Origin of the sequence: Mycobacterium pseudoshottsii JCM 15466, assembly GCF_003584745.1 — a bacterium.
Classification (GTDB): Bacteria; Actinomycetota; Actinomycetes; order Mycobacteriales; family Mycobacteriaceae; genus Mycobacterium; species Mycobacterium marinum.
In genome coordinates this window covers 692,791-718,934 of the sequence record NZ_AP018410.1, presented here as the reverse complement: position 1 = coordinate 718,934, position 26,144 = coordinate 692,791, and the positions used below count along the sequence as shown (strand labels likewise).

The following is a 26,144-nucleotide window of genomic DNA, read 5'->3' as shown; positions in this document are numbered from 1 at the left end:
ACTAATTTCCCTTCTGCTGCGTTTCAGTAACTGTCGCGGCCTCACCGACAAGCGGATTGACCAATTGCACGTACGTCGGATCATCACTGTCGCCCAACAACATCGCTCGTCCCGCCGGTAGGCGACTGAACCGCTGACCGCGGATCTTGCCGCTGTCTTGCGGGTTGCCCGCCAACATCAACGTGGTCGCCTGCAGATCGTTGAACCGGCGCAACAGCGGGCTGGTCATCAGCGCGTGCGCCGATCCGGACGCGCGCGCCGTGACGATCACCCGCAACCCGAGATCTGCGGCTTGGGCCAGCAGACCGATCAGCGGTGTCCACGGCCGCTGCCCGGCAAAGGGACCCGACATCGCGGCCGTGTCCGGGATCTGGTCAACGTCATCGATGATCAGGTAGTGGGTGTGGCCATGATAAGTCCACCGGGCCAGCTCCGCGGCAGACATGCCCGTCGGCGGCCGTCGTGAGTCGATCAGGTTGGCCAGGCCCAGCATCGCCGGGACGATCCGGTCGATGTTGGCGGTGTACTCGTTTTCGGGGAATAACGGCTCGTCAACGAGATGCAGCCGTCGATCCAGCACGGTGAAAGCCACCTGATCCTCGGTGGAGTGCTCACAAACGGTGCGGATGATGTGGCGCAGCAGGGTCGTCTTGCCCGATTTGCTGTCACCGAACACCATCAACAGCGGGTTCTCGGCAAGGTTGAGCACCACCGGCGCCAAGTCTTCTTCGCGCTGACCGATGACGATCTGATCCGGGCCGCGGTAGAGGTTTCCGACCGCGTCCGGGGCAAGGTCGATCGGCAACAGCCGCACCGGTGGGGCGGCCATGCCCGGGTAGCGCGCGTTGATTGCCGGCACCTGATCCAGCTCTGGCGCGGCGAACAGGAAATGCTCGGCGGCCATGGTTAGCCCGCGGCCGGGCTGGTCGTGCGGAACGGATTCGGCCGGTCGACGCAGCGCGCCGACCACCCGCACGTTGCTGTCCCGCGCGTCGTGCAACCGCAGTTCGAGACGCATCCCGAGACCGTCGCGCATCGCCAACGGCACCTCCAGCCAGCTGGGGGTGGTGATGATGACGTGGATCCCGTACGCCATGCCGACATTGACCAACTCAGTCACCCTGGCCAGCAACGGGTTACGAGTGTTGAACTGGTCGGTGTTGTCGCGGCTGAACGCGTACAGGTTGTCGATGACCAGGAATACCTCGCCGAAACCGTCGTCGGGGACCGAACCATGGGCCTGACCGTTTCCACCCCGGTCCCGGAACACCTCGCGCTGCTGACGCGCCAGCAGCAACTGCTCCAACTCACCGAAGGTGCGCCGAATGCGTTCGGGTTCCAGTGCGGATGCGACGCTACCGACGTGGGCCAGGTCCTGCAGCGCCCGCAGTTGCCCGCCGCCGTAGTCCAGGCAATAGAACGTGACCTCGCTGGGCGAATGCAGGCTGGCGGCCGACAGCATGAACGACTGCAGCGCGGTGGACTTTCCGGATTTGGGACCACCATGGATCACCAAGTTCCCGGCCGACGAGGTCGCATCGAACACCAGCGGGTCGCGGCGCATCTCGAATGGCTTGTCGATCTCGCCGAGGGGCCAGCGCCACTGTCGTTGCGCCACCCCGGCCGTGGCCAGCAGCGTGCTCAACGGGATGGGCTCGTCCAACGGCGGCAGCCACAGCCGCGGCGCCTGCGGACCGTAGCGGGCCAGCTGTTCGCCGATCGTTGCGATCAGCTTGCGCGGCGGACCAACCGGGTGCTCCTCTTCGACCTCGGAGATGACGGTGTCCGGATCCGGCTCCACCGCGGTGGCGGTGAACAACTTGGGCTCCGGGATGTTGTGCACAACCCGGGTCTTGGTCTGCTGGGGCGGCTCGTAGATGCCGTCGACGTAGGTGCTGCGGAACCGGATCGGGGCCGCACCCGGCGCCGGAACCAGAAAGCCGACGCCCTTGTGCTCTTTGCCCGCCTCGATGTGGTAGGCGTCCTCTACCCCGATGATCTGGCGAGAAACGCTGGCGCTGGCGACTTTCAGCCCGATCCGATAGGAGGTGTTCTTGTCGATGTCCTTGATCTTGCCGACATCGAGGGTCTGGGACGCGAACAGGATGTGGATGCGGAACGACCGGCCTTTACGAGCCACGTAGTCGAACAGCTCCGCGTACTCGGGATGGTCGGCCAGCATCAGGGTGAACTCGTCGGCGACCACGAACAGCGTCGGGATCGGGGGAAGGTCAAGTCCGGCAACGCCCGCCGATTCCCGGGCGTTCTCGTATTCGAGCACCGAGTTGAAGGCGCTGCCCTGGATCTTGCGGCCGGCCTCGCGCAACAGCGTCTCGCGACGAGCCACCTCACCGCGCAGGGTGTCGGCGAACCGGTCGGCCAGCGACTTCTTCTCGGCCATGTTGGAGATCACCGCGACGACCTGAGGGAAATTCCGGAAGCTGTCCGCCCCGGCCTCACCCTTGAAGTCGGCGTAGATGACGATGAGCCGCTCCGCTGAGTGAGTTGTCAACAGCGACAGCAAGATCGACATCAGGGTCTGGGATTTCCCGGACCCGGTCATGCCGATCATCAGGCCGTGTGGCCCCATCCCGCCTTCGGCCTCGTCCTTCAGGTCGAACATCAACGGCTCGCCGCTGGCGGTGATGCCGATCGGCACGCGCAACTCGTCGTCGCGGCGGCGCTGGCCCCAGATTGCCTGTACATCCAGCTGTGAAGCGTCCGGGATGCCCAGCAGCGTGGTGAAGCTCGCGCCGCGGGTGGCCGCCGAGCGCAGCCCGGCATGCGTTGGGTTGGAATCCCACCGCGACAGCCGGCGGGCCAGGTGTGAGGCTTCGTCGGCACCCAACTGGTCCGCGTGGTCAATGTAGGCCTGCCAGCCGCCGCCGGTCTGCCAGCGGGTGATGGCGCCATCCTCGATGCGCAGGATCGGCTTCTCCGGATCCGAATACTGCTCGCGGTGCGGAAGGGTGGACGAACAGTGCACGACGGTGACCCCGGCGCGGCCCATAGCCAGCATCGACGCGTTGATGTCGTAGTCGGGATCGTCGACCACGATCAGCAAGTGCCGCAACGCGTCTGCTGCTGAGCCGGCGTAGGCGGGGCGATCGAGTATCGCGGGAGCCAACATTTCGACCAGGTCATCGGGGTCGGCCGCCAGGTAGCGGGCCGGGCCCACGCCGTCGGCCTGACCGGGGATGTCGACGTGCGGCAACCACTTCAGCCAGGACCACTGGCCGCTTTCCAGGTCGCGGGTGGCCAGCGCCACTCCCAGCACCGTCGGGTCGTGCCAGGTCACCGCTTGGGCAACCCAGGCCCGCAGCGCGTCGCGCACCTGGGCACGGTCCCCGACGAGGGTGACCCGCGAGACCTTGGTCAGATCGATCCCGGTCGGCACGTCACGAACCGTGCGTTGGGTGTCGAGCAGGCTATGTAATGCACTGTGCGACACCGGCTCCAAGTCGATTTCATCCGCGGTGTCGCTAACCCGCAGGGTGGTGGTGAGCGGCACGGAATGGCGGCCGGCCCGCAGCACCAGGAAGTCGGGATCGTGCGGGTCGCGCTCCCATTGCCGACGGGATCCGGGTACCGCGGCCAACGCGTCCGGGTCGGGATGGGACCACTGCGCCGCGGCCCGCTGCTGAGCCGCCTGGGCCCGGATGTTGTCCCGCACCACCGACAGATAACGCAGGTAATCGGCCCGTTCGGCGTCGACTTCCTCGGTGCGCATCTTCTTGTCGTTGCCGCGGAAGAGCGCGGTCGCGGCCAGCAGCAGCACGAAGGGGAAGAACAGGGTCTGCGGGGAAATCATCTTCATCCCGGTCGCCACCAGGGCGATGATCATTCCGACGATGAGGATCACGATCAGAACAGGCATCGCACGCCGCAACATCGACGGCGGAATCACCCGCGGCAACTCCGGCGGAGCTTCGATGGTGATGGTGCCCTTGCGGGTATTCGGCGGCGCCAGCCGCCGGCGGGCCTCGAAGATCAGTCTGCTCATCGGGGCTCCCCCTCGGCCGATTCCGGACGACCCGGCTTGCTGTCAGGTGCCAACCCGTCGTGGGCCATCAGTGCGTCGGCGCGGGACAGCGTCGGGCCTGGCGCGAACAACGACAGGACGGACCACGGAATCAGTACCGGGGGATCTTGCAGCCCAAGCGCCTCAACCGTCTTGCGGCCGCCTTCCCCTTCAGTGTCGATGCCGTAGCGCACCCCGGTGTCGGAGACCCAGAACAACGACCCGGTGGGCGGCGCCGCAGGGCCACCACCAGCGGTCTGGGTGAAGTAGCCGGTACCTGGCGCCAGGGCAACTCGGGTTGCCACAGCACCGTTTTGCGATCCGCCACCCACCAAGTCGACGGTGTGGACCGCGTCGGGCACCGGCAACGCCGCTCCGGACAACAAGGTCAGCGAGCTGGTCGTCGCACCGACCGGTTTGCTCCAGTAGGCGCAGGTGATGGGATTGCTTTCGGTGTCGACAAGGTGCATCGGTGTGGCGGGATAGCGGGTGGTATCCAGCATTCGCGACACCGGCAGCTTGGCGACGTCATCGGCACCGATCCGCGGCGGCTGCTGCAGACCGTAGGAGTTGGTGTTGCGCAGGATGGCAGCCAGCACCGGCGAGATCGGCTGCAGTCCGTCCGGCAGCACGGCATAGTACTGAATGCTGTTGTCACCCAGGGTGTAAGCCTGAACCACTGAGCCAATAGGCCCGGGCACGGCAAAGGCCGCCGGATTGCCTGCGTCGGGAATGGCCGGTGCCGCCAGCGGTGCCGCCTCCGGTATCGCGTTGAACAAACCCGGCGCGATGGGTCGCGGCGCGGGCAGGTCGGTGCCAAATCCCAGCGCATTGGTGACCGCATGGTCGGCCAGGTCCATCCGGCTGCGCTTGCCGTCCCACAGCAGCCAGCTACTGGTGCCGTCATTGACCAGAATCACCTGCCCGGCGCCGAGCGCGGTTGCCCGGTGGCCGCTGGGCTCCGGCGAGCCGGCGATCACCGTAACGCCGGTGCTGTGGGCGGCGCTGCCGCCTTGCGACCCACTGCTGATGGCGTCGCACACCGTCCAGTCGGAGTCGCGGGCCTCGCTCTGCACCATCCGCTCGGGGGCACCAGGAATGCCGATCAGGTTGCCGCGCGGAAAACGGTCCAGCTCAGTACTTTTCACCGTCGTGGGGTTGACGGGGTGGCCAACGATCAGCCGGGCGGAGGTCAGGTTGAGCACCGGGTGCAGGGTGTCTCCGACCCGCACGTACAGCGCGGCGGTGGACCGATCGGCGAGTACCGCGTTGCCCCCCACCTGGCCGTTGGGCCGGATGAGCGAGAATACGAAGCAGCCAACCAAACCGGTGATGAAGATCGGCACACCCATCAGGACCGAACGCGACTGGGTGCTCAACGGGTCGACCAGCATCCGGGTGTCGTGCAACGCGATACCCGAAGCGATGCGGCGCATCACGAACCGCCAACCGGTCACCTGGTGACGGGTGACGAAACCGCGCCGGTACTCGACCTTGTCGGGGTTGTCGTTGACCGGGGTACGCGACGTGAACGATCGCCGGGCACCGGCCCATTCGCCATCGGGCTCATTGGTCGTCATGCGGGCACCGAAAGACCCAGGCCGCGCAGCAGCGGTTCAACCGACCTGCCCACGTCGGAGCCGGTGATTGTCATTAGCTCGTCATCGCTGAACTCGCCGGATCCAGCGTGCTCGGAGTGGTCGAGCCGGAATTCGCGTTCTTCTTCGGAACGTTCGACGATGTTACGCACGAACCGGCCGTTGCCGGCGATGTCGAGGCTGCGCCGCGAGACTCCGTTGGAGTCCGGAGTTGAGCCGGCCGCCAGCCTGGCGAACAGTCCCTCCAAGTCCTGCAGCGCCGCCGGTTCGAAGATGCTGTCGCGCTGTTCGGCCATCTTGTGTGCGATCTCCACCAGCTCGTGTGAGGTGTACGAGGGGAAGTCGATGCTGCGGGTGAATCGCGAGCGCAAGCCCTCGTTGGTATCCAGAAACTTGTCCAGGTCGGCCCGGTAACCGGCGATGATCACCACCAGCCGATCACGGTCGTTTTCCATGCGGGCCAGCAAGGTGTCGATGGCCACCAGCCCGAAGTCGTTCTTGGCGCCGGTTGCTACCAGCGCGTAGGCCTCATCGAGGAACAGCACCCCGTCCAGTGCGCTGTCGATGATGGCGTTGGTCTTGGCCTCGGTTTCGCCGATGTGTTGGCCGATGAGATCGGCGCGGTGCACCTCCCTGATGTTCTCCCGCTTCAACAGACCAAGGCCGCAATAGATCTTGGCAACCACGCGCGCAATCGTCGTCTTACCGGTCCCGGGCGGGCCGGCGAAGATCAGGTGGTGGGTGCGCTGAGCTACGGCAAGCCCCCGCTGCTTACGCACCAGCTCCATGGCCACCGAACTCTTCAGCCGGGAAACCTGGTTTTTCACCTCTTCCAGTCCGATGAACTCGGCCAGCTGAAGCTCGGCCTCGTGCAGCAGCACGCCCTTGCGCTCGTGGGCGGAGGGGTCGACGAAGTCGTCGGCGCTGGGCTCGGTTTCGGGATCCCAGGGGTCGGTACGAGCCTCGATCTGACCTGTCGTGGTGGTCACAATCCCAAAGCTGGTGTCGGAGAGCGCGTGCTCGATTTGCTCGGTCTCCGGATGGGCGGCATACAGGTCCTGCAGGACTTCGCTTGCCGACTCCTCGTCCACGTGGGCACGCAACACCAACGCCTTGGCCAGTGCGCCATCGACCGCGGCGACCGGAACGGGGCCGTCCGGTTCCTCGAGGTAGGACAGCGCCGGGGCAAACATGCCCAACCGGGCCAGCGCGGTGCCCAGGGTGATCTTGGCCGCGTGCGCAAAGGCCTCGTCAAGTTCGGAGTCGTTGACGATCGGGGTCAGCAGCTTGACGACATCCGACCAACGCTGGGCGCGGTAGTTGATGACGACCGCGAGCCAGCGCGCGTCGCGCCAGCTCGGCCGGCGGTCGACAATGCCCGACACCAACTCGTTGGCCTTGGCGAATTGCGCCGACTCTCCCGCCAGCGCCAGTGCCGCCGCGTACGCGAGATGAAAGCCATCCGGGTCGGTCGCCCGAAACCGCAGATAAAGGCCGGTGTCGTAGAGAAAGCCCAACGACCCGGCCGCCAACTCCACGTGGCGCTGCAACGTACCGGCCGTACCCGCGGTCCGCGAGACCGCCTCGAGGACTCCAATTGACTGATCTCCGGCGGCCGCCAATCCGGTCCATGCGTCACACTGATCGCTGGCGACCCGGGTCAGCGCACCGAAACCCGATCGTGCGGCGTCCAGGTCAGCTGGGCGCTTGCGGTCATAAACCGCGATGCCAAGCGCGCGGCAGCAGGTCGCGAACCGGCTGACAACGTCAGCGTCCACCCGGCCGCTTACCCGCGACGTAGGGGACTGAGCAGCAGGCATGCCGATATCACCACGTTTCACGCTTCTGCTGTCTCCTGAACCTCACGTTGTTCTGAACTACCGTCAAAATCAGCCCTGAAGTTAGCATTGCATAAGCTAACTGTCGAGGTGATTGCGAGCACGTTACTCACCACCGGACCTCGCGCCCCAGTGCGCTGAACTGCAACTTATAGTCCCCCGGCGGACTACTGCACACAGCTTGCATCCACATGATGAATATTTCCTCCCCAGACGAGCCCACCGAGCGTCACCAAGCACTCCGGAGTAGTGAACATGATTTTCATTATCAAAACTTGGTTGACGCCCGGACCACCCACCAGCCGACCCCTCACCACGGTTGATCACCCGCAGAACGCATCGCCTGGGCGGCGTAAACCACAAGCCGCCCAGTGGTCGGATCCGGGCATCCAGAAGTTCCGAGCCGAACCGAATCCGGCATCGATAACGGCATCGAATCGCTGATCAGGGCTTGGTGGCGCTCATCAGGGTGTTGCGCGCGAACATCGCCGCAACCTCGGACCCGGGACCGGGTACCGGTCGGCCCACCTCGCGCAGGTAGTTGTTCAACGGGGTGCCCAGCGCGGTCCAGCCGTGTTCGCTAAACCAGTCGGCGGCCGGGGCACATCGCTAGTTGTAGAGCAGCTGGAAAAACGGCCGCTCACCTCCAGCAGCCACGGCGGCGCGTTCTTCCTCCAACTTGGCGGCGAACTCCGCGTCGGGCAGCGGTGCACCATCCTCCACCGCGACATGACTGCCGAGGCAGGCCAGGCTGTCGATGCCGGTAAACAGTTGCTCTTGCGCCGCAGCGGGCAGATAAATCAGCAACCCTTCGGCGATCCACGCCGACGGAGCTTCGGCATCAAAGCCGCTGTCCCGTAGCGCCTGGGGCCAATCGTCTCGCAGATCGACGGCGATCTCCCGACGCTCGGTGCGCGGCCGAACACCATGGCCACCGAGCACCTCACGCTTGAAATCGAGGACCTGAGGTCGGTCCAACTCGAAGATGGTGGTCCCGTCCGGCCAGGACAATCGGTAGGCGCGCGAATCCAGCCCCGCCGCCAAGACCACCACCTGCCGCACCCCCGCCTCGACCGCGCGGCGGAAGTAGGCGTCGAAGTACTTGGTGCGGGCACCCTGGAAATTGACGAAGTGCTTGCCAAAGTCGTCGCTCTGCAATTCGTGGTCCGCTGCGTTGCCGTCCAGGACGTCGGCCCAGGAACCGCCGACGGCGCGGCAGAACAGCTCCGCGTACGGGTCCACGGCCAAGGGGTCGGGCTTCAGCGCCTCTAGTGCAAGTGCCGTGGCGACGAATAGTGCCGTCAACCCAACACTGGTGGTGATGTCCCAGCTATCGCCTTCGCTACGCACCCAACCGATATTACGCGGCTAGTCGCTCGGCGCATCCGAGTCGGTGTCCCAGGTACCCGGAAGCATCGGCATCTTCGGACCGCCACCGAACTCGTCGGCGACCAGAGTGGTCAACCCCGCCGCCGTGGCGGCCGATTCGCTGTGCACCGTGCCGGCGAATCCCAGTCGCCCGGCACCCTGCGTCGAGGCCACCGGCTCATCGTCACGGGGTCCGCCCCAGTCCGGATCGACCTCCACGTCCATGAACTCCTCGCCGTAGCCACGTTCCGTCTTGCGCTTGCGCCGACGCCGACGTGCCTCCTCGCGCGCGGCCGCCGCGGCGGCCAGCGCCGCGGAATCCGGCTCCGGCGCCTTTCTCCTGGCGCTCGCGGCCGCGCTGGCGCTCATGCCTTCGCCATAGCCGATACCGGGACCACCCCCCACCACGAAGGGGAACCCGAAGCCCGCTGTGGCCGGGGCGGGCGGGGGCGGCGGCGCGGCGTTGGCCACCGTGCTCGCCGCGGACGGCGGTGCAGATGGCGGCGTGGGCGCCGCCACCGACGCGGCGACCGTGGGGGCCAACGCAACGCTGGGCGGCATCGGCGGGGCGATCGGCGCGATGGCGGCCGGAAGGGCGGCCGAATGCAGACCGGCCAGCCCGGATAGCCCGGCCAATCCCGATATCGCCCCCAGATTGGCAACAACGCCACCGAGTGCAACGGCGAGCAACTGCGGGGATTGCGCCAGCGCTTGAATGATCTGGGCGATGTGCGTCGGCCAATCGAACAAGACGAGTTCGACCATGAACTCGATGGCGCCGATCGGATTGGTGAACAATTCCTTGATGAAGGTCTGAAAGTCCTGACCGAACTCCAGGGCACGAACCAGCCACCAGATCGGTTGGGCTGCGTTGACGTAGTCGTCGTAGGGGATGCCGTTCACGGTCCCTTCGGCGGGATCCCAGATGATCCTGCCGCCGCTGATGATGCGCAGTACCTCGGCAACGAAGTAGTCGATCGGGGTGGGATCGCCCCCATGGTCATGGTCATGGTCATGGGCGGCGGCCGGCGCTGCCAGGATGCGCGGAGCCGGAGTGCTCGGTGGCGTCGACGCCACGGCGACCGCGGATACCGCTTGATAGGTCGACATGGTGGTCGCCGCTTGAATCCACATTCGGACGTAGTCGGCCTCGTTGGCGGCGATCGGAATGGTGCTGATGCCGAAGAAGTTCGTCGCCATCAAGACCCCGTGGATGACGTGGTTGGCGGCCAGCTCCGGCATGGTCGGCATGGCCGCCAATGCGGTGGTGTAGGCGGCGGCCGCCGCCTCATGCTGTGCAGCCGCCTGCGCACTGGTCGCGCTGGCCCACATCAGCCACATCAGGTATGGCACATGGGCGGCCACATACAGCTCTGCGCTCAACCCCTCCCAGGCCCCGCCCTGCACCGCTGCGAGCACGCCCATGAGTTCGTCTGCCACCGACGCGTACTCGGTGCTCAACCCCGCCCACGCCGCAGCCCCCGACAGCAGCGACGCCGGCCCCGGGCCGCTGCTGAGCAGGGCCGAATGCACCTCAGGCGGCGAGGCGAACCACACCGGAGCCACCACGGCCAGCACTGCCAGAGATGAATATGATTGTCATTATCGACATTCGACACCACGGACGGCCACATTGCAAGTCCGGCGGGAAACCACTTCCTGGGGGTTTTGGAGGCCGCCATCAGGTCCATCAACGCCGGTGGGCGGCCCAACGGATCGGGCCGAACGGATCTGGTCAGGGCGCGCCGAAGTCCACGCCCCTTCCGTAAGATGGAGAGTCAGCCGCGTTGGCCGGACCGCCCGCTCGGGCGTTACACCAACCGACGGCCGGTCCTGATCCGGCGGTCCAGGTCCCAGAGCATGAAATTGAACGGGAACTCGCGCACGATTCGCGGCATCATCCGATTCAGCGCACCCACCACGGCAATCAACCGATCGAACCGCCGTTGCTTGGCCGCATCCCAGGGCAACCGCATCTCGTCACGGAACCGCTGCGGCAGAAAACCGGTGGTGATCAGCAGCGCCAAGCCTTCCGACCACCGCCGCAGCGGGCCCGGCAGGGCAACCCCGCGCACCCGGGACGCGGCGATCGGATACAGATATTCGCGCACGGCGTCATCAATGTGGATCTTCTGCAGCGACTCCTGCCAGTACCGATCAAAGGCGGCCCGATCCGGCGGCCACAGTTCGGCGGGCACCTGCAGGGTGGTGCCCATCGACATGCCGTCGCGATAGTGGCGATCGGCCTCCTCGTCGTCCATCTCGCCGACGAAAGTTCGATAGATATCAACGCCGCCCTTATACAGGCAGGCCGCCACCCACAGCTGCAGCTCCACGTCGAAGGCGCTGTAACTCACCGGGCTCTCCGGTGTCGAGTAGACCTGGGCATGGACCCGGTTCACGGCACGGCGAAAGGCGGCCTTTTGCTCATCGGTGCCGGCGCTGGCCACCGCAACGTAGGTGAAGGTGGTTCGGGCCCGTTTTATCGGGTGGCGGTCGATTCGACCGCTTTCGACCCGACTTTCCATCACGCCGTGTCCAACTCCAGGACGCGCCAACTCCATGATCACGTTGGCCGGACCGGCCAGCAGCGCCACCCCCATCAGCCCATCCCCGAAACCGCCGCGTTTTCGCTGCCTGACCTGGCGCGGCGGGTCAGAGATCGGCCGCTCGACATGCGGCGCAAGCCGGCCCGCCGCCTCCTGGATCGTCACCGAAACCCCCTGCCCGCGGGTATCAATTGTGAAAACACCTGTTTCCCGATGGTGTCGTGCTACCGCTTTAATGTCAAGATATTTGGCAATGACTAATAATACCGAGGGGTCCAGCGCCCCAAGCATGCGTCCGTACCGGGGAGTGGAGGCGACCGAACGGCTCGCAGCTCGCCGCAGCCAGCTACTCCAGTCCGGGCTGGAACTGCTCGGTTCCAGCGATCGCGATATCGCCGAGCTAACGGTGCGGGGCATCTGCCGCCAGGCCGGCCTGTCGGCACGCTATTTCTACGAGAGCTTCCCCGACAAGGATGAATTCATCGGCGGGGTCTTCGACTGGGTGGTCGGCGATCTGGCCACCACCATCCAGGCCGCGGTTGCGACGGTGCCCCCTCCCGAGCAGGCCCGCGCCGGGATCGCCGAAATTGTGCGCACCATCGTCGGTGACGCCCGCATCGGGCGGCTGCTCTTCAGCACCCACCTGGCCAATCCCGTGGTCGTGCGCAAGCGCACCGAATCCAGCGCACTGTTCGCCATGCTGTCGGGCCAGCATGCCGGCGATGCGCTCAGAATCCCGGCCAACGACCGGATCAAGGTGGGCGCGCACTTCATCGTCGGCGGCGTTGCCCAGACCATCAGCGCCTGGATCGAGGGCGACGTCGAACTCGAGCCCGGCCAGCTCGTCGACCAGCTGGCTTCGCTGCTCGATGAACTCTCCGATCCCAGGCTTTACGGCCTCAGGGGAACAAGGGCAGGTGCCACAGCCGCGTCCCCGGCTCAATAAGCCACAGCCGCGCCAGCGTGAGTCGCATGATGCGTTGCGCCCCGGTGATCATCACGACGGCTATCGGTAGCTCGATGAACAGCGCGGACCCCACCGACCACCAGCGGTCGCTGGGCCCCGCCGTCATCAGATCGAACCAGGCGTCACAGATCAGCAGCACACCGGTGGTGAAAGCGGTCAGCAGCAGCAGTTGGCGGCGCAGATAGCCCAGCACCGCGGTAGCCGCCATGAAGGCCACCAACAGGATGTCGAAGCCCACCCAAGTGGCCGGCCAGTTGTGCGCCACGTAGTTGCCCGGCAAGGTCAGCCCCAGAAATACCGTCCACGGGATCAGCACCAGCGCGCAACTGATGATGAGCCGCAGTCGGATACGACGAGTCCGGGAGAGGATCGTCGGGTCCACCAACTCGCCAAGCGGCCGTTCCAGCCAGGAAATCAGATCACGCCGTTGCTGCGGGCTCAGTGCCGCGATCTGATCGTCGGTCAAGATAGCGTCGGTCACGCTTACCTAGTGCCCCGCTGCCACCGGAGGCCGCCGGTCTGCCGCCGTGCGGGGCACCGCCGGCGTGTCGTCGGCAGTGAACTCCTTTATCCAGCAGGCGAATTCCAGCGTGATGCCATCGGGATCCTGGAAGTAGAAGGAGCGAACGTACACCCCCGGATGCACCGTCGCCGACACCTGGAACTCGCTGTGGTCGTGATTGAGCACGGGGCCGACCCGCACGCCCTTGTCCTTCAACCGTTGCCGGTAGGCGTCGAACTTTTCCGCCGGTACGTGAAAGGCCAGATGGTTCATGGTGCTCACGGCGCTGGTGATGTCGCCAATGCCGGGGATGGCCCCCGGCGACGAGATGCCCGGGACGCGATCGGGTGCGTCGGCGAACCAGAAGAAGGCGACGCAGTCACCGTTGCCCGCATCGAAAAAGAAGTGCTGGCCCTGGCCGCCGGGCAGGTCGAGCGACTTGATCAGCGGCATCCCGAGGATGTTGCTGTAGAAGTCCACGGTACGAGCCATGTCCGAACAGGCCAGCGCGACGTGGTTGATTCCGCCGAACTCGAATTCGGTATTGGTGTTGTGCGGCTTGATCATCTGTTGACTCCGATCAAGTGCGTGGCCTGGCCACGATTCAAATCTGAATCTAACATCAGATTCAGATTTGTTCCAGAGGAGGTACGCCAGGTGCCGGAGTTCCCGACGCACCGCGGACGCCAGACGCAGGCCGCGATCGACACCGCCGCCCGGACGGTTATTGCGCGCAAGGGCATCTTGGCCACCACGATTGCCGACATCGCCGCCGAGGCCGGCCGCTCGGCGGCATCCTTCTACAACTACTACGACTCCAAAGAAGCGATGGTCCGCCAGTGGGCACTGCGGTTTCGCGATGAAGTCAACCAGCGGGCGCTGTCGGTGACCAGCCACGGTCTCTCCAATCGGGAGCGCGCCTATGAAGCCGCCGCCGCGCACTGGAACACCTATCGCAACCGCCTCGCGGAGATGGTCGGCGTGTCGCAGTTGGCCATGGTCAATGAGGACTTTGCCCAACAGTGGGCCGATATGTGTGCAATCCCCATCAGTTTCATCAAGGAAACGGTCAAGCGCGCCCAGGCCGAGGGCTACTGCCCGGGCGACGACCCGCAGCTGGTCGCCGAGGCGATCGTGGCAATGTTCAACCAGTTCTGTTACATCCAGCTCAGCGGGTCTCGCACCAAAGAACCCGACGACCTGGCCTGCATCCAGACCCTGGCCAACATCTACTACCGAGCCATCTACGGCGTGGAGGTCTCCTGAATTGTCCGCTGCAACCGGCACGCCCGAGATCAACCGCGAGTTCGTCGGGCTGAGTTCGCCGACCGCCGGACGAGCCGGTGCCGGCGGACACCCGTGCCAAGGGCTCTATCACCGTGCCGCCGGAACCAGGCCAACGGTGGCGATGATCGCCACGCACTACCAGATCGATTTCTCCGAGCACTACCTCGCCGACTACATGGCCGCCCGCGGCATCGGGTTCCTGGGCTGGAACACCAGGTTTCGCGGCTTCGAAAGCAACTTTGCGCTGGACCACGCGCTGGTCGACATCGGGGTCGGGGTGCGCTGGCTGCGCGAGGTCGCCGGCGCGGAAACGGTGGTGCTGCTGGGTAACTCCGGAGGCGGGTCGCTGATGGCCGCCTATCAGTCACAGGCGGTGGATCCAAACGTAACGCCGCTGGCGGGAACGCGCCCGGCGGCCGGCGTCAACGAACTACCCACCGCGGACGGCTACGTGGCCACCGCCGCCCATCCCGGCCGCCCGGAAGTGCTGACGGCCTGGATGGACGCCGCCGTCATCGACGAAAACGACCCCGTTGCAACCGATCCCGACCTGGACCTGTTCAACGAGCGCAACGGGCCGCCATACTCCCCAGAGTTCCTCAGCCGCTACCGGGCGGCGCAGGCGGCGCGCAACGAGAGCATCACCGACTGGGCCGAGGACGAACTCAAACGCGTACGCGCCGCGGGATTTTCCGACCGGCCATTCACCGTGATGCGCACCTGGGCCGATCCGCGCATGGTCGACGCCAGCATCGAACCAACCAACCGAGAGCCCAATCTGTGCTACGCCGGAAAACCGGTGCGGGCAAACCGCTCAGCGCGCGGCATCGCCGCGGCCTGCACGCTGCGCAACTGGCTGGGCATGTGGAGCCTGCGGGTGGCGCAGACCCGGGCGGCACCGCACCTAGCCCGGATCACGTGTCCCGCCCTGGTGATCAATGCCGACGCCGACACCGGAGTGTTCCCCTCCGACGCGCAGTGCATCTACGACGGGCTCGCCAGCACGGACAAAGCACGCGCCTCCATCGATACCGACCACTACTTCACCACCCCCGGCGCACGCGACGAACAAGCCGACACCATCACAAACTGGATAGCGAAGCGGTGGCAGTGAACCAGCCGTTACGAGTTCTGGCCCACTTCGTGCCCGGCGAGAAAGTACTTGAATTTGTTGCCGCACAGCGCGATTGGCTCGAAATCAGGTGGTGCGCCGAAGACGACGACAGTGGCTTCTATCGGGAGTTGGACCACGCCGAGGTAATTTGGCACGTCTTGCGTCCACTCTCGGGCGCCGACCTGCAACGCGCGCCGCGGTTGCGGCTGGTCCAAAAGCTCGGCGCCGGAGTGAACACGATCGACGTGGCGACCGCGACCAAGCACGGCATCGCGGTCGCCAACATGCCCGGCGCCAACGCGCCTTCGGTCGCCGAGGGCACGGTGCTGCTCATGCTGGCGGCGCTGCGCCGGCTGCCGGAGCTCGACGCGGCGACCCGGCAGGGACGGGGCTGGCCAACCGACCCGCAACTGGGCGAATCGGTGCGCGACATCGGCAGTTGCACCGTCGGACTGATCGGTTACGGCAACATCGCCAAGCGGGTGGCCACCATAGTCTCCGCGATGGGCGCAACCGTGCTGCACACCAGCACCCGAGACGACGGGAGGCCCGGCTGGCGGCCCCTGCCCGAACTGCTGGCCACCAGTGACATCGTCTCGCTGCACCTGCCCTTGACGCCGCACACCGATCGGCTGCTCGACGCCGACGCCCTGGCCCGGATAAAGCCGAATTCGTTGCTGATCAACACTTCTCGCGGCGCCGTCGTCGACGAAGACGCCCTGGTTGACGCGCTGCGCAGCGGATCGCTGGCCGCCGCCGGGCTCGACGTGTTCGCCGTGGAGCCGGTGGTGCCCGAGAATCCGTTGCTGCGCCTGGACAACGTGGTGCTCACCCCCCACGTCACCTGGTACACCGTCGACACCATGCGGCGCTATCTGACCGAGGCCGTCGACAACTGCCGCAGCCTGCGCGACGGCCTGTCACTAGCCAATGCGGTCAACTGCCAAGCCGATTGTTAGCTTGGAGGTGCTTGGCCGATATGGCGGTTCAGCAATAAAGCAAGGGAAGGTGAGCAATGCCGATCGCGATAACCCCTGAGTATCGGGACCTGGCCGATTCGGTGCGATCACTGGTAGCGCGCGTGGCGCCGTCGGAAGTGCTGCACGCGGCTATGGAAACTCCGGTCGAGAATCCACCGCCCTACTGGCAAGCGGCGGCCGAACAAGGCTTGCAGGGTGTTCATCTCGCCGAGTCCGTCGGCGGACAGGGTTACGGGATCCTCGAGCTGGCTGTGGCGCTGGCCGAATTCGGCTACGGGGCGGTCCCCGGTCCGTTCGTCCCGTCGGCGATCGCCAGCGCACTGATTTCGGTGCATGACCCCGAGGCCAAGGTGCTTTCCGAACTCGCCAGCGGTGCCGCCATCGCGGCCTACGCGCTGGACTCGGGGCTCACCGCAACGCGCCAGGGGCTAGAGGACGGTGGCGTGCTGGTCATCCGCGGCGAGGTCCGCGCGGTTCCAGCCGCAGCCCAGGCCTCCATTCTGGTGCTGCCGGTCGCCATCGATAGCGGCGACGAGTGGGTGGTGCTGCGCGCCGAGCAACTTGAAATCGAACCGGTCCGCAGCCTCGACCCGCTGCGCCCCGTCGCACACGTCCGCGCCAACGCCGTCGAGGTTGGCGATGACGTGGTGCTGAGCAATCTGAGCATGACCACCGCCCACGCGCTGATGTCCACCCTGCTCTCGGCCGAGGCGGTGGGTGTAGCCCGCTGGGCCACCGATGCCGCGTCGGGTTACGCCAAGATCCGCGAACAGTTCGGCAGGCCGATCGGCCAGTTCCAGGCGATCAAGCACAAATGCGCCGAGATGATCGCCGACACCGAGCGCGCCACCGCCGCCGTGTGGGACGCGGCCCGCGCGCTAGACGAGGACAGCCCGCACATCGAGTTCGCCGCGGCCGTCGCCGCGACACTGGCACCGGCCGCAGCCCAGCGCTGCACCCAGGACTGCATACAGGTGCACGGCGGCATCGGCTACACCTGGGAGCACGACACCAACGTCTACTACCGCCGGGCCCTGATGCTGGCGGCCTGTTTCGGCCGCAGCGTCGAGTACCCGCAGCGGGTGGTGGACACCGCGACCACCACGGGCATGCGAGCGGTGGACATCGACTTGGATCCCGACACCGAGAAGCTGCGGGCCGAGATTCGCGCCGATGTGGAGGCCCTCAAGCGGATGGATCGGGAGCCCCGAAAGGCCGCGATCGCCGAAGGCGGCTGGGTGCTGCCATATCTGCCCAAGCCCTGGGGACGGGCCTCCAGCCCGGTCGAGCAGGTCATCATCGCCCAGGAGTTCAGCACCGGTCGGGTAAAACGGCCCCAGGTCGGCATCGCGGCGTGGATCCTCCCGTCGATCGTGGCGTTCGGTACCGAAGAGCAGAAGCAACGATTTCTGCCGCCCACCTTCCGCGGCGAGATGATCTGGTGCCAGCTGTTCTCGGAGCCCGGCGCCGGCTCGGACCTGGCCGGTCTGAGCACGAAGGCGACACGGGTAGACGGCGGCTGGCGCATCACCGGACAGAAAATTTGGACCACCGCCGCTCAGTACTCGCAATGGGGCGCGCTACTGGCCAGAACCGACCCGAACGCACCCAAGCACAACGGCATCACCTACTTCCTGCTGGACATGAAAAGCGAAGGCGTACAGGTAAAGCCGCTGCGCGAGCTGACCGGCCACGAAATGTTCAACACCGTCTACATCGACGATGTGTTCGTCCCGGACGAGTGTGTCCTGGGCGAAGTCAACCGGGGCTGGGAAGTCAGCCGCAACACCCTGACCGCCGAACGAGTATCGATTGGCAGCACCGACAACAACTTCCTGGCCACCTTGCCGCAGTTCGTCGAGTTCGTCCGGGACGGCCAGTTCGATCAGGTCGCCCAGCACCGCGCCGGACACCTGATCGCCGAGGGTCACGCCGCCAAGGTGCTCAACCTGCGCTCCACCCTGTTGACCCTCTCGGGTGGGGACGCCATGCCGTCGGCGGCGATATCCAAGCTGTTGTCGATGCGCACCGGTCAGGGCTATGCGGAGTTCGCCGTGTCGTCGTTCGGCACGGATGCCGCGATCGGCGACACCGACGAGTTGGCCGGTAAGTGGGGCGAGTACCTGCTATCCAGTCGCGCCACCACGATCTACGGCGGCACCTCCGAGGTGCAGCTCAACATCATCGCCGAGCGGCTGCTGGGCCTGCCCCGCGACCCGTAAGCCGCAAGCGGTCTGTCTGCGATTCGGTTCGATCCGCGGCGGGCTTCGCGCACCGGCCAGTTCCTTGAACCAAGGCTCGATCAGGTTCAGCCAGCAACTCGACGTCGCCATGAAATGAAGATGCCGGCGGCGGCCTGTTGTGCGCCGCACATTTCACGATCTCTGCTGTGGGATCCGCCGACAGTTTCATCGAGGCCGGTTGCTCGCCATGGGCCCCCGCTGTCTAATGACTTCGATGGAATTGATGATGCCGACCGATGCGTCCTTCCTGTTCACCGAGTCCCGCGAGCACCCCATGCATGTGGCCGGTTTGCAGCTGTTCGATCCTCCCGACGCGGCCGGTCCGGGATTTGTCGATGAGATCTATAGATGCCTGGCGGCAAATCGAGAGGGACAACCCGCATTCCGCAAGCACCCCGCAACATTGTTGGGCGGTATTACCAACCTGGGCTGGCAGTACGACAACGAGATCGATACCGACTATCACGTGCGGCGTTCGGTGCTTCCGCATCCCGGGAGGGTACGCGAGTTGCTCCAATTGGTTTCTCAGCTACACAGCCACCTGCTCGATCGCCATTACCCGTTGTGGGAAATGCACGTGGTGGACGGGTTGGCAGACGGCCGGTTCGCGATCTACTCCAAGTTCCACCATGCCCTGCTCGACGGTGCCTCGGCATTGATGCTGCTGCAGCGCGCACTTTCGGATGACCCTCGCGACACCGAAGTGCGGGCACCATGGAATCTGCCCCCGCAGCCGGATCACGCGGTTGGCTCTTCCAGGCTGGGATCGCTGGCCAACACGGCGGGATCTCTGATGGCACTCGGTCCATCGACAGTGTCCTTGATCCGCGCTGCGCTGGTTGAGCAGCAGTTGACCCTGCCATTTGGGGCTCCGCGCACCCTGTTCAACGTGAAGGTCGGCGGCGCGCGCCGATGCGCAGCGCAGTCATGGTCGTTGGATCGGTTCCGGGCCGTAGCGAAATGCGCGGGGGTCACCATCAACGATGTAGTGCTGGCAATGTGCGCCGGTGCGCTGCGCCAGTACTTGCTCGAGCAGAATGCGCTACCGGATGCGCCGCTAGTTGCCTTGGTCCCGGTTAGCCTGCGTTCGCAAACCGATGACTCCGGCGGCACCATGGTCGGGACCGTGCTTTGCGGTCTCGCGACCGACACCACGGATCCGGCGAAACGACTGGAAATGATCAGTCAGTCGATGCGCCGAAACAAGAAGGCATTTTCCGAATTGTCCCCGCTGCAGGCAAAAGCGTTGTGGGCCTTCAATATGGCGCCTTTGACGCTGACAGCTGTTCCGGGCTTCGTCCCATGGACAAAGCCGTCGTTCAATGTCATTGTGTCGAACCTGCCGGGACCGACCAAACCCATGTACTGGCACGGAGCCCGGCTGGACAGCATCTATCCACTGTCGATCGCTCACGACGGTCAGGCGCTGAGCATCACTCTGCTCAGCAACGCCGGCACGCTCGAATTCGGCCTAGTCGGGTGCCGTCGCAGTGCCCCGCACTTGCAGCGACTCCTGCTACACCTGGAGACGTCACTGTATGGCCTGGAACAGGCCGTCGGACTCTAGAAGTTCACTGCCAGCGTGGCGCGGCCCGGCGAACTGCTCATCACGGATCGTCAGACAGGCAAGCAAGAATGAGTCGATCACTGATGAATTCGGCATGACTCCGTCCTCGTTTCCAAAGCGAGGCGCCTCCCCGGCTCAGCCGAGCACTGGGCATCGACGTGCCCCGCCCCGGATTGTTCACCGGTGATTGAGGTCGTCGTCCTGTAGATGCACGGAAGTGTCTGTCCAGCAGGGAATTCGTGGGATTGCGGCGGCTCAGGTTCTCGAACCGGAAGGCACTTCGTAGGTGCAGGGCAGTTAGTGGTGGTGGACACCGACCGCCCGGTGCGATGCCGGTGGGGATGTCGCCGACGGCCGGGCGATACCAGGCGGTCGTCACCAACACCGCCACCTGACAACTAGCGCAGCCGCTACGGGCAGCGATGAACTGCGGAGCCAGTGACCGGCTACTCGATCTCCATCTCACGCAGCTCGCGTTTGAGGATCTTGCCGGTGGGGTTGCGCGGCAACTCCTCGAGGAAGATCACTTCCCTGGGCACCTTGTAGCGGGCCAGGTGGTCGCGCACGTAGTGCTTAACGGTCTCCTCGTCGAGGTCGGTGTCGGGCTTCTTGACCACGAACGCGCGCAGCCGCGCGCCCCACTCCTTGTCGTCGACGCCGAGCGCGGTGGCCTCCACCACGTCGGGATGCCCGCTGATCAGATCCTCGACTTCGGCCGGGAACACGTTTTCCCCGCCGGAGACGATCATCTCGTCGTCACGACCGCTGACGTAGAGCAGCCCGTGCTCATCGAAGTAGCCGACGTCACCTGAGGACATCAGACCGTCGATGATCTGCTTGTGGCCGCCACCAGTGTAGCCCTCGAAGGGGAAGGCGTTGCCCACGAAGATCCGGCCGACTTGGTCCTGCGAGACCTCGTTGCCGTTGTCGTCGAGGATCTTGACCTTGACGCCTTTGACGACAGGTCCCACCGTCGCGGCGTTGCGTTGCAGGTCCTCGGGCCCGGCGATGGTGGCAAATGCGATCTCGGTCGAGCCGTACATGTTGTAGATAACGGGACCGAGGTCTTTGAGTGCGCGGCTGGCCAGTTCGGCGCCCAACTGGGAGCCGGATACGAACACGATCTTCAGGCTGGACAGGTCTGGCTTCTTGTCTATCTTCTCGACCGCGTCGAGAAGACGCGACAGCATCACCGGCACCACGACCATGGCGGTCACTTTGTGCTTCTCGATGTCTTCGAGCACCAGCTGCGGCTTGAACTTGCGTCGCAACACCAGCGTCGAGCCCAGGAACATCGCGATGGTGGCGTGCAGGTACCCCAGCGCGTGGAACATCGGCGCCGGCAGCGAGGTCACCTCGTTGGCCTTGAACGGGACGTGCGACAAGATGCCCCCGACCGGCGCCAGCGTCGGCGGGGTACTGCGGTTGGCGCCCTTGGGGGTGCCGGTGGTGCCACTGGTCAGAATGATGATCGACGCATGCTTGCCGGCCTTGGGCGCCGGCGCGGTGCTGCTGCGGGCGATGAGTTCGGCCAGCGTTTCGTCGGTGCTGCCCGAGTCCTCCTCGGAATCGGGGTTGACGCCCAGCGCCCGCAGCTTGCCCAACGGCGGCTCGGCTTTGCTGACCGCGCCGGTGTACTCGTCGTCATAAATGATCAGCTTGGCGCCTTCGCGCTCCGAGACCTCTTTGATTTGTGGGCCGGAGAACTCGCTGTTGAGCAAGATGATGCGGGCGCCTGCCCGGACAGCGCCATAGTTGGCGATCAAAAACCAACGGTGGTTGCGCGCCAGGATGGCGACCCCGTCGCCGGCGGATACCCCCTTGGCCAGCAGGGCGTTGGCCACGGCGTGGGCGGCTTCGTCGAGCTGCTGGTAGGTGAATTCGCCCTCTTCGTCGATGCACGCCGCGCGGTGCGGATGACGTCTGGCGTTGAACGAGGGCAGCATGCCGAACTCGCCCCACTTCGCGATTTCGGTTGCCATCGCGGCGTAGTTCAGCGGCGACTCCAACCGGAACGCACCTGATTCGATGATCTTGCGCACGTAGTGCAGTTCGGCCGCCCCGCGGTCGACGTATTGCTGAATTTTTGCGACCCCGGGCAGGTCACTGAGGTTAGGCATAAGTTCACCATATGTGACGCCGGTCGCACCGCGACCATAGAGTGCATCGGAATTACGATTGATTCCCATGACCGGCCCGGTGTCATTGGAGTTGGCCGGTCGGCAGGTCAAGATCACCCACCCAGACCGAGTGGTCTTCCCCGGCCAGGGCGACCGGCCGAGCCGCACCAAGCTCGATCTGGTCCGCTATTACCTGTCGGTGGCCGATGGCGCGCTGCGCGGGGTGGCCGGCCGGCCGATGATGCTCAAGCGCTTCGTCAAAGGGATCGACGTGGAAGCGGTGTTTCAGAAGCGCGCCCCCACCAACCGCCCCGACTGGGTGGACGTTGCCGAGCTGCGCTACGCGTCAGGCACCTCCGCCCAGGAAGCGGTCATCCACGATGCCGCGGGACTGGCCTGGGCGATCAACTTGGGCTGCGCCGATCTGAATCCACATCCGGTGCTTGCCCGCGACCTCGATCACCCCGACGAACTACGGATCGACCTGGACCCGATGCCCGGTGTCGAGTGGCGCCGCATCCTCGACGTCGCGCAAGTGGTCCGCGAAGTGCTCGAAGATTATGGGCTCACGCCCTGGCCCAAGACCTCTGGTTCGCGGGGCTTCCACGTCTATGCCCGGATCGCGCCACAGTGGTCGTTTTCCCAGGTTCGGCTGGCCGCGCAGACCGTCGCGCGCGAGGTCGAACGGCGGATGCCCGGCGTGGCAACCAGCCGTTGGTGGAAGGAGGAACGCGAGGGAGTGTTCGTCGACTTCAACCAGAACGCCAAGGACCGCACGGTCGCCTCGGCCTATTCGGTGCGGGCCAACCCCGACGCCCGGGTGTCCACGCCGCTGCACTGGCACGAGGTGGCCGACTGCGATCCGCAGGACTTCACCCTCGACACCGTCCCCGATCGGTTCGCAGAATTGGGCGACCCGTGGTCGGGCATGGACGGCGCCGTGGGAGCGCTGGACCGGCTGCTGATGCTGGCCGAGGAACTGGGCCCGCCCCAGCGCGCTCCCGCCGGCGCGGGCAAGCGCAGCGATGGCCGCCGGCAGCCGAGCATGCCGCTGATCGAAGTCGCCCGCACCAAGACCAAGGACGAGGCGATGGCCGCCCTGGACACCTGGCGCGCTCGCCATCCCGCGGTGGCGGATCGGCTGCAACCCGCCGATGTGTTGGTGGACGGCATGCGCGGGCCGAGCTCGATCTGGTACCGCATCCGGATCAACCTGCAGCACATACCGCCCGAGGCGCGTCCCCCGCAGGAGGAGCTGATCGCCGAGTACAACCCGTGGCACGGCTACCGGCCCCCCGATGGCCGGGGCAGGCCCGGAGCCGACGGCTGATCACACCCCTAGCTGCGCCATCGGAGTCTTGCTGCGTAGGTAGCAGTGCCAGGTGACGAATAGCAGCGCGAGGAAAAAGACCACATAGAAGCGCAGCGCGGGTTCGATATTGCCGAACTGGGCCTTCGACCACGCGTAGGCCAGGGGCACCAGGAACCCACCGAAGGCGCCGACCGCCGAGATGACGCCCAAGGCACCGGCGGCTTGGCGACGCATCTGCACCATCGTGTCGGGGTCACCGCCCGCGAGCTCACCTTTGACCTTGAAGATCCGCGAGATCATGCGATAGGTCGATCCGTTTCCGATGCCGGTGGCCACGAACAAGAACATGAAGCTGGCGAAGAACAGCGGCGAGTTGACGTTCTGCACCGACCACAGCGCGGCGGCCGCCCCGATCGCGAGCATCAGAAAGCTGACCGCGGTGACGCGGGCGCCGCCAACGCGATCGCCCAGCCTGCCGCCCAGCGGCCGGATCACCGATCCGATGCCCGCCCCCAGAAAGGCCCAGCCCAAGGCGATGTCGCCGCGATCGAAGACGGTCTTGAGCAGTGTCGGAAACGCCGCCGAGTAGCCGATGAAGGATCCGAAGGTACCGATGTACAACAGGGCCAGGATCCAGGTGTCGGCGTGGCGCAGCGACTGCCAAACCGGCTTCACGTCGGCCTTCGCCTCGGCGAGGTTGTTCATGAACGCAAAGGCGCAGACCGCGGCGACGACCGCCAGCGGCACATAGAACAATCCGGCCCGCGCCAGCGCCATCCCGCCACCGGCGACCACGATCGGCGGGATGATCTTTTGCACTACCGCGACGCCAATGTTGCCTCCGGCCGCGTTGAGGCCCAGTGCCCAGCCTTTGTCCTTCTCGGGGTAGAAGAACGAAATGTTGGCCATCGACGAGGCGAAGTTGCCGCCGCCCACACCGGCGGTCGCGGCAATCAGCGTCAGCAGCACAAAGGGTATGCCGGGGTGACTTACCGCCCAGGACAGCAGCAGACAGGGAATCACCAACAAGCTTGCGGAGATGGTCGTCCAGTTGCGGCCGCCGAAAACCGGGATCGCGAAGGTATAGGGCAATCGCAACAGTGCGCCGACACCGCTGGGAACAGCGACCAGGCACAGGGCTTGGCTGGGCGAAAGTGCCCAGCCCGACGCGGCGGGATGGCTGGGATGCCCCGGTGCGCCAACGGCCATCATCTGCACGACCACGATGCTCCACAACATCCACACGCTGAACCCGATGTGCTCGGCGAAGATGGAGAAAACCAAGTTGCGCCGGGCGATCGGCCGGCCGATCGTGTCCCAGAATTCGGGATCTTCGGGGCGCCAGTCATGAATCCAGTGGCGTCCGACGTGCTGCTCGCACGGTGCGGTGTGCTGGCGTACCGGGGTGATGGTCATCTACGTCTCCTGTGCAAGAGAGCGGCCAATCCGCGGCCGAATGGGCCGAGGACGCACGAACGAGTCGACGCTAACGACGGGCTGTTACCGAACTAGGTGGTCGCAGTTACGTCGTCGCAACGCAAAAATCACAACGGTCGCGGCCCCGCTGTTAGAAAAATCGCCGCACCCACGCACGCGCGGTGCCCCGGCCAAGCGTGCACCAGCCGGTGCTGTGGCGGGGTGACGGTCAGGCACGCGATAATCTCACGCGATGCAACAGGGATGGAGTCGGCGCGGATTCCTGCAGGTCGCGGCGGCCACAGGGCTGCTCGCCAGCGGGGTCGCGGCGTGCTCGTCATCCAAGCCGCAGGCGGGCACCGCTGATACCGGGGCGGTGACCATCACCCACTTGTTCGGCCAGACCGTCATCAAGGAGCCGCCCAAGCGCGTGGTCAGCGCCGGTTTTACCGAACAAGACGACTTACTCGCGCTGGGGGTCGTGCCCATCGCCGTCACCCGATGGTTCGGGGACCAGCCGTTCGCGGTGTGGCCCTGGGCGCAGCCCAAACTCGGCGCGGCACAGCCGGTGGTGTTGAGCCTCGACGACGGGATTCAGGTCGGCCAGATCGCGAACCTCAAACCCGATCTCATTGTGGCCATCAACGCCGGAGTCGACGCCGAGACCTATCAGAAGCTGTCTGCGATCGCCCCCACCATCCCGCAATCGGGCGGTGACGCGTTCTTCGAGCCCTGGAAGCTGCAGGCCAGCACAGTCGGTGAGGCGGTGTTTCAGAGGGCGCAGATGAAGTCCCTGATCGACGCCGTCGACCAGAAGTTCGCCGCTGTGGCACAACAGCATCCGCAATGGATGGGCAAAAAAGCACTGTTACTGCAGGGGCGGCTTTGGCAGGGCAATGTCATCGCAACGATGGCCGGCTGGCGGACCGACTTTCTCAACGAGATGGGTCTGGTCATCTCCGAGGGCATCAAACCCTTCGCCGTCGATCAACGCGGTGTGATCCCGCGCGATCACATCAAGGAGGTGCTCGATTCCGCCGACGTGCTGATCTGGCTGACCGAGAGCCCCGAAGACGAACAGGCGTTGCTGGCCGACCCCGAGATTGCGGCATCAGCGGCGACCGAGCAGAAACGCCATGTCTTCACCACCGGCGATCAGGCCGGCGCGATCGCGTTTGCGTCGCCCCTGAGTTATCCCGTGGTGGCCGACGAATTGCCCGCGCTGATCGCGAAGGTATTGGGCTGAGATTGCCGATTATTCG

At 65.5% G+C, this 26,144-nt stretch carries 17 protein-coding genes and 1 pseudogene; 8 read left to right on the top strand and 10 right to left on the bottom strand.

The annotated features are described in order from the left end of the window. Position 1: 1 nt before the first annotated feature. The 6 genes and pseudogenes from eccCa to MPSD_RS03270 all read right to left on the bottom strand — a co-directional run bounded on the left by eccCa (position 2) and on the right by MPSD_RS03270 (position 11,539). Positions 2–4,003 carry a type VII secretion protein EccCa gene (gene eccCa / locus MPSD_RS03295; RefSeq protein WP_086084868.1) on the bottom strand — a complete coding sequence of 1,334 codons (4,002 nt, stop codon included), beginning with the start codon at positions 4,001–4,003 and terminating at the stop codon, positions 2–4. After that, the gene (eccB, locus tag MPSD_RS03290; RefSeq protein ID WP_020784987.1) at positions 4,000–5,601 is read right to left on the bottom strand and encodes a type VII secretion protein EccB; all 1,602 of its coding nucleotides are present in this window, start codon (positions 5,599–5,601) and stop codon (positions 4,000–4,002) included. The genes eccCa and eccB overlap by 4 nt, the downstream gene beginning before the upstream one ends. Then, entirely contained in the window at positions 5,598–7,460 is a 1,863-nt protein-coding gene (gene eccA3 / locus MPSD_RS03285; protein WP_015354278.1) for a type VII secretion system ESX-3 AAA family ATPase EccA3, read from the bottom strand. The genes eccB and eccA3 overlap by 4 nt, the downstream gene beginning before the upstream one ends. A gap of 441 nt (positions 7,461–7,901) precedes the next feature. Continuing rightward, positions 7,902–8,807, bottom strand: a pseudogene (locus MPSD_RS03280) (class I SAM-dependent methyltransferase). 18 nt (positions 8,808–8,825) lie between these two features. After that, on the bottom strand, positions 8,826–10,403 hold the full coding sequence (locus MPSD_RS03275) for a PPE family protein (protein ID WP_036426968.1): 1,578 nt from the start codon (positions 10,401–10,403) through the stop codon (positions 8,826–8,828). Positions 10,404–10,636: 233 nt separating this feature from the next. Beyond that, a complete protein-coding gene (locus MPSD_RS03270) occupies positions 10,637–11,539 on the bottom strand; it encodes an oxygenase MpaB family protein (protein ID WP_086084867.1) in 903 nt (300 codons plus the stop codon). 124 nt (positions 11,540–11,663) lie between these two features. Here MPSD_RS03270 and MPSD_RS03265 point away from each other — a divergent pair, with 124 nt between their 5' ends. Beyond that, positions 11,664–12,320: a TetR/AcrR family transcriptional regulator gene (locus MPSD_RS03265; protein WP_188069094.1), complete on the top strand. Its 657-nt coding sequence runs from the start codon at positions 11,664–11,666 to the stop codon at positions 12,318–12,320. Here the strand turns inward: MPSD_RS03265 and MPSD_RS03260 are convergent. Together MPSD_RS03260 and MPSD_RS03255 are read right to left on the bottom strand one after the other, a co-directional pair. Further along, complete coding sequence (locus MPSD_RS03260; RefSeq protein ID WP_020784993.1) at positions 12,274–12,822, bottom strand: hypothetical protein; 549 nt, start codon at positions 12,820–12,822, stop codon at positions 12,274–12,276. The genes MPSD_RS03265 and MPSD_RS03260 overlap by 47 nt on opposite strands. A 6-nt stretch (positions 12,823–12,828) precedes the next feature. After that, the gene (locus MPSD_RS03255) at positions 12,829–13,410 is read right to left on the bottom strand and encodes a VOC family protein (protein ID WP_086084866.1); all 582 of its coding nucleotides are present in this window, start codon (positions 13,408–13,410) and stop codon (positions 12,829–12,831) included. 90 nt (positions 13,411–13,500) lie between these two features. On the opposite strand from MPSD_RS03255, the gene MPSD_RS03250 reads away from it, so the two are divergent. From MPSD_RS03250 to MPSD_RS03230, 5 genes are all read left to right on the top strand, one after another. Beyond that, positions 13,501–14,109: a TetR/AcrR family transcriptional regulator gene (locus MPSD_RS03250; protein ID WP_020784995.1), complete on the top strand. Its 609-nt coding sequence runs from the start codon at positions 13,501–13,503 to the stop codon at positions 14,107–14,109. A 1-nt stretch (position 14,110) separates the two neighbouring features. Then, positions 14,111–15,244: an alpha/beta hydrolase gene (locus MPSD_RS03245; protein WP_015354271.1), complete on the top strand. Its 1,134-nt coding sequence runs from the start codon at positions 14,111–14,113 to the stop codon at positions 15,242–15,244. Continuing rightward, positions 15,235–16,203 (top strand): 2-hydroxyacid dehydrogenase, encoded by a 969-nt coding sequence (locus MPSD_RS03240; protein ID WP_015354270.1) that lies wholly within the window; start codon positions 15,235–15,237, stop codon positions 16,201–16,203. The genes MPSD_RS03245 and MPSD_RS03240 overlap by 10 nt, the downstream gene beginning before the upstream one ends. A 56-nt stretch (positions 16,204–16,259) precedes the next feature. Further along, on the top strand, positions 16,260–18,446 hold the full coding sequence (locus MPSD_RS03235; protein ID WP_020784996.1) for an acyl-CoA dehydrogenase family protein: 2,187 nt from the start codon (positions 16,260–16,262) through the stop codon (positions 18,444–18,446). 235 nt (positions 18,447–18,681) lie between these two features. Continuing rightward, positions 18,682–20,034, top strand: coding sequence for a WS/DGAT/MGAT family O-acyltransferase (locus MPSD_RS03230; RefSeq protein ID WP_036426971.1), 1,353 nt, complete (start codon positions 18,682–18,684; stop codon positions 20,032–20,034). A 446-nt stretch (positions 20,035–20,480) separates the two neighbouring features. Here the strand turns inward: MPSD_RS03230 and fadD2 are convergent, their stop codons facing one another. Beyond that, positions 20,481–22,154, bottom strand: a complete 1,674-nt coding sequence (gene fadD2 / locus MPSD_RS03225) for a long-chain-fatty-acid--CoA ligase FadD2 (protein WP_020784999.1) — start codon at positions 22,152–22,154, stop codon at positions 20,481–20,483. Positions 22,155–22,221: 67 nt separating this feature from the next. Here fadD2 and MPSD_RS03220 point away from each other — a divergent pair, with 67 nt between their 5' ends. Continuing rightward, positions 22,222–23,484, top strand: a complete 1,263-nt coding sequence (locus tag MPSD_RS03220) for a DNA polymerase domain-containing protein (protein ID WP_036425865.1) — start codon at positions 22,222–22,224, stop codon at positions 23,482–23,484. Here MPSD_RS03220 and MPSD_RS03215 read toward each other — a convergent pair whose 3' ends face one another. Then, the gene (locus tag MPSD_RS03215) at positions 23,485–24,882 is read right to left on the bottom strand and encodes an MFS transporter (RefSeq protein ID WP_086084865.1); all 1,398 of its coding nucleotides are present in this window, start codon (positions 24,880–24,882) and stop codon (positions 23,485–23,487) included. A gap of 253 nt (positions 24,883–25,135) precedes the next feature. On the opposite strand from MPSD_RS03215, the gene MPSD_RS03210 reads away from it, so the two are divergent. Further along, positions 25,136–26,128 (top strand): ABC transporter substrate-binding protein, encoded by a 993-nt coding sequence (locus MPSD_RS03210; protein WP_020785002.1) that lies wholly within the window; start codon positions 25,136–25,138, stop codon positions 26,126–26,128. The last annotated feature ends 16 nt before the right edge of the window (positions 26,129–26,144 follow it).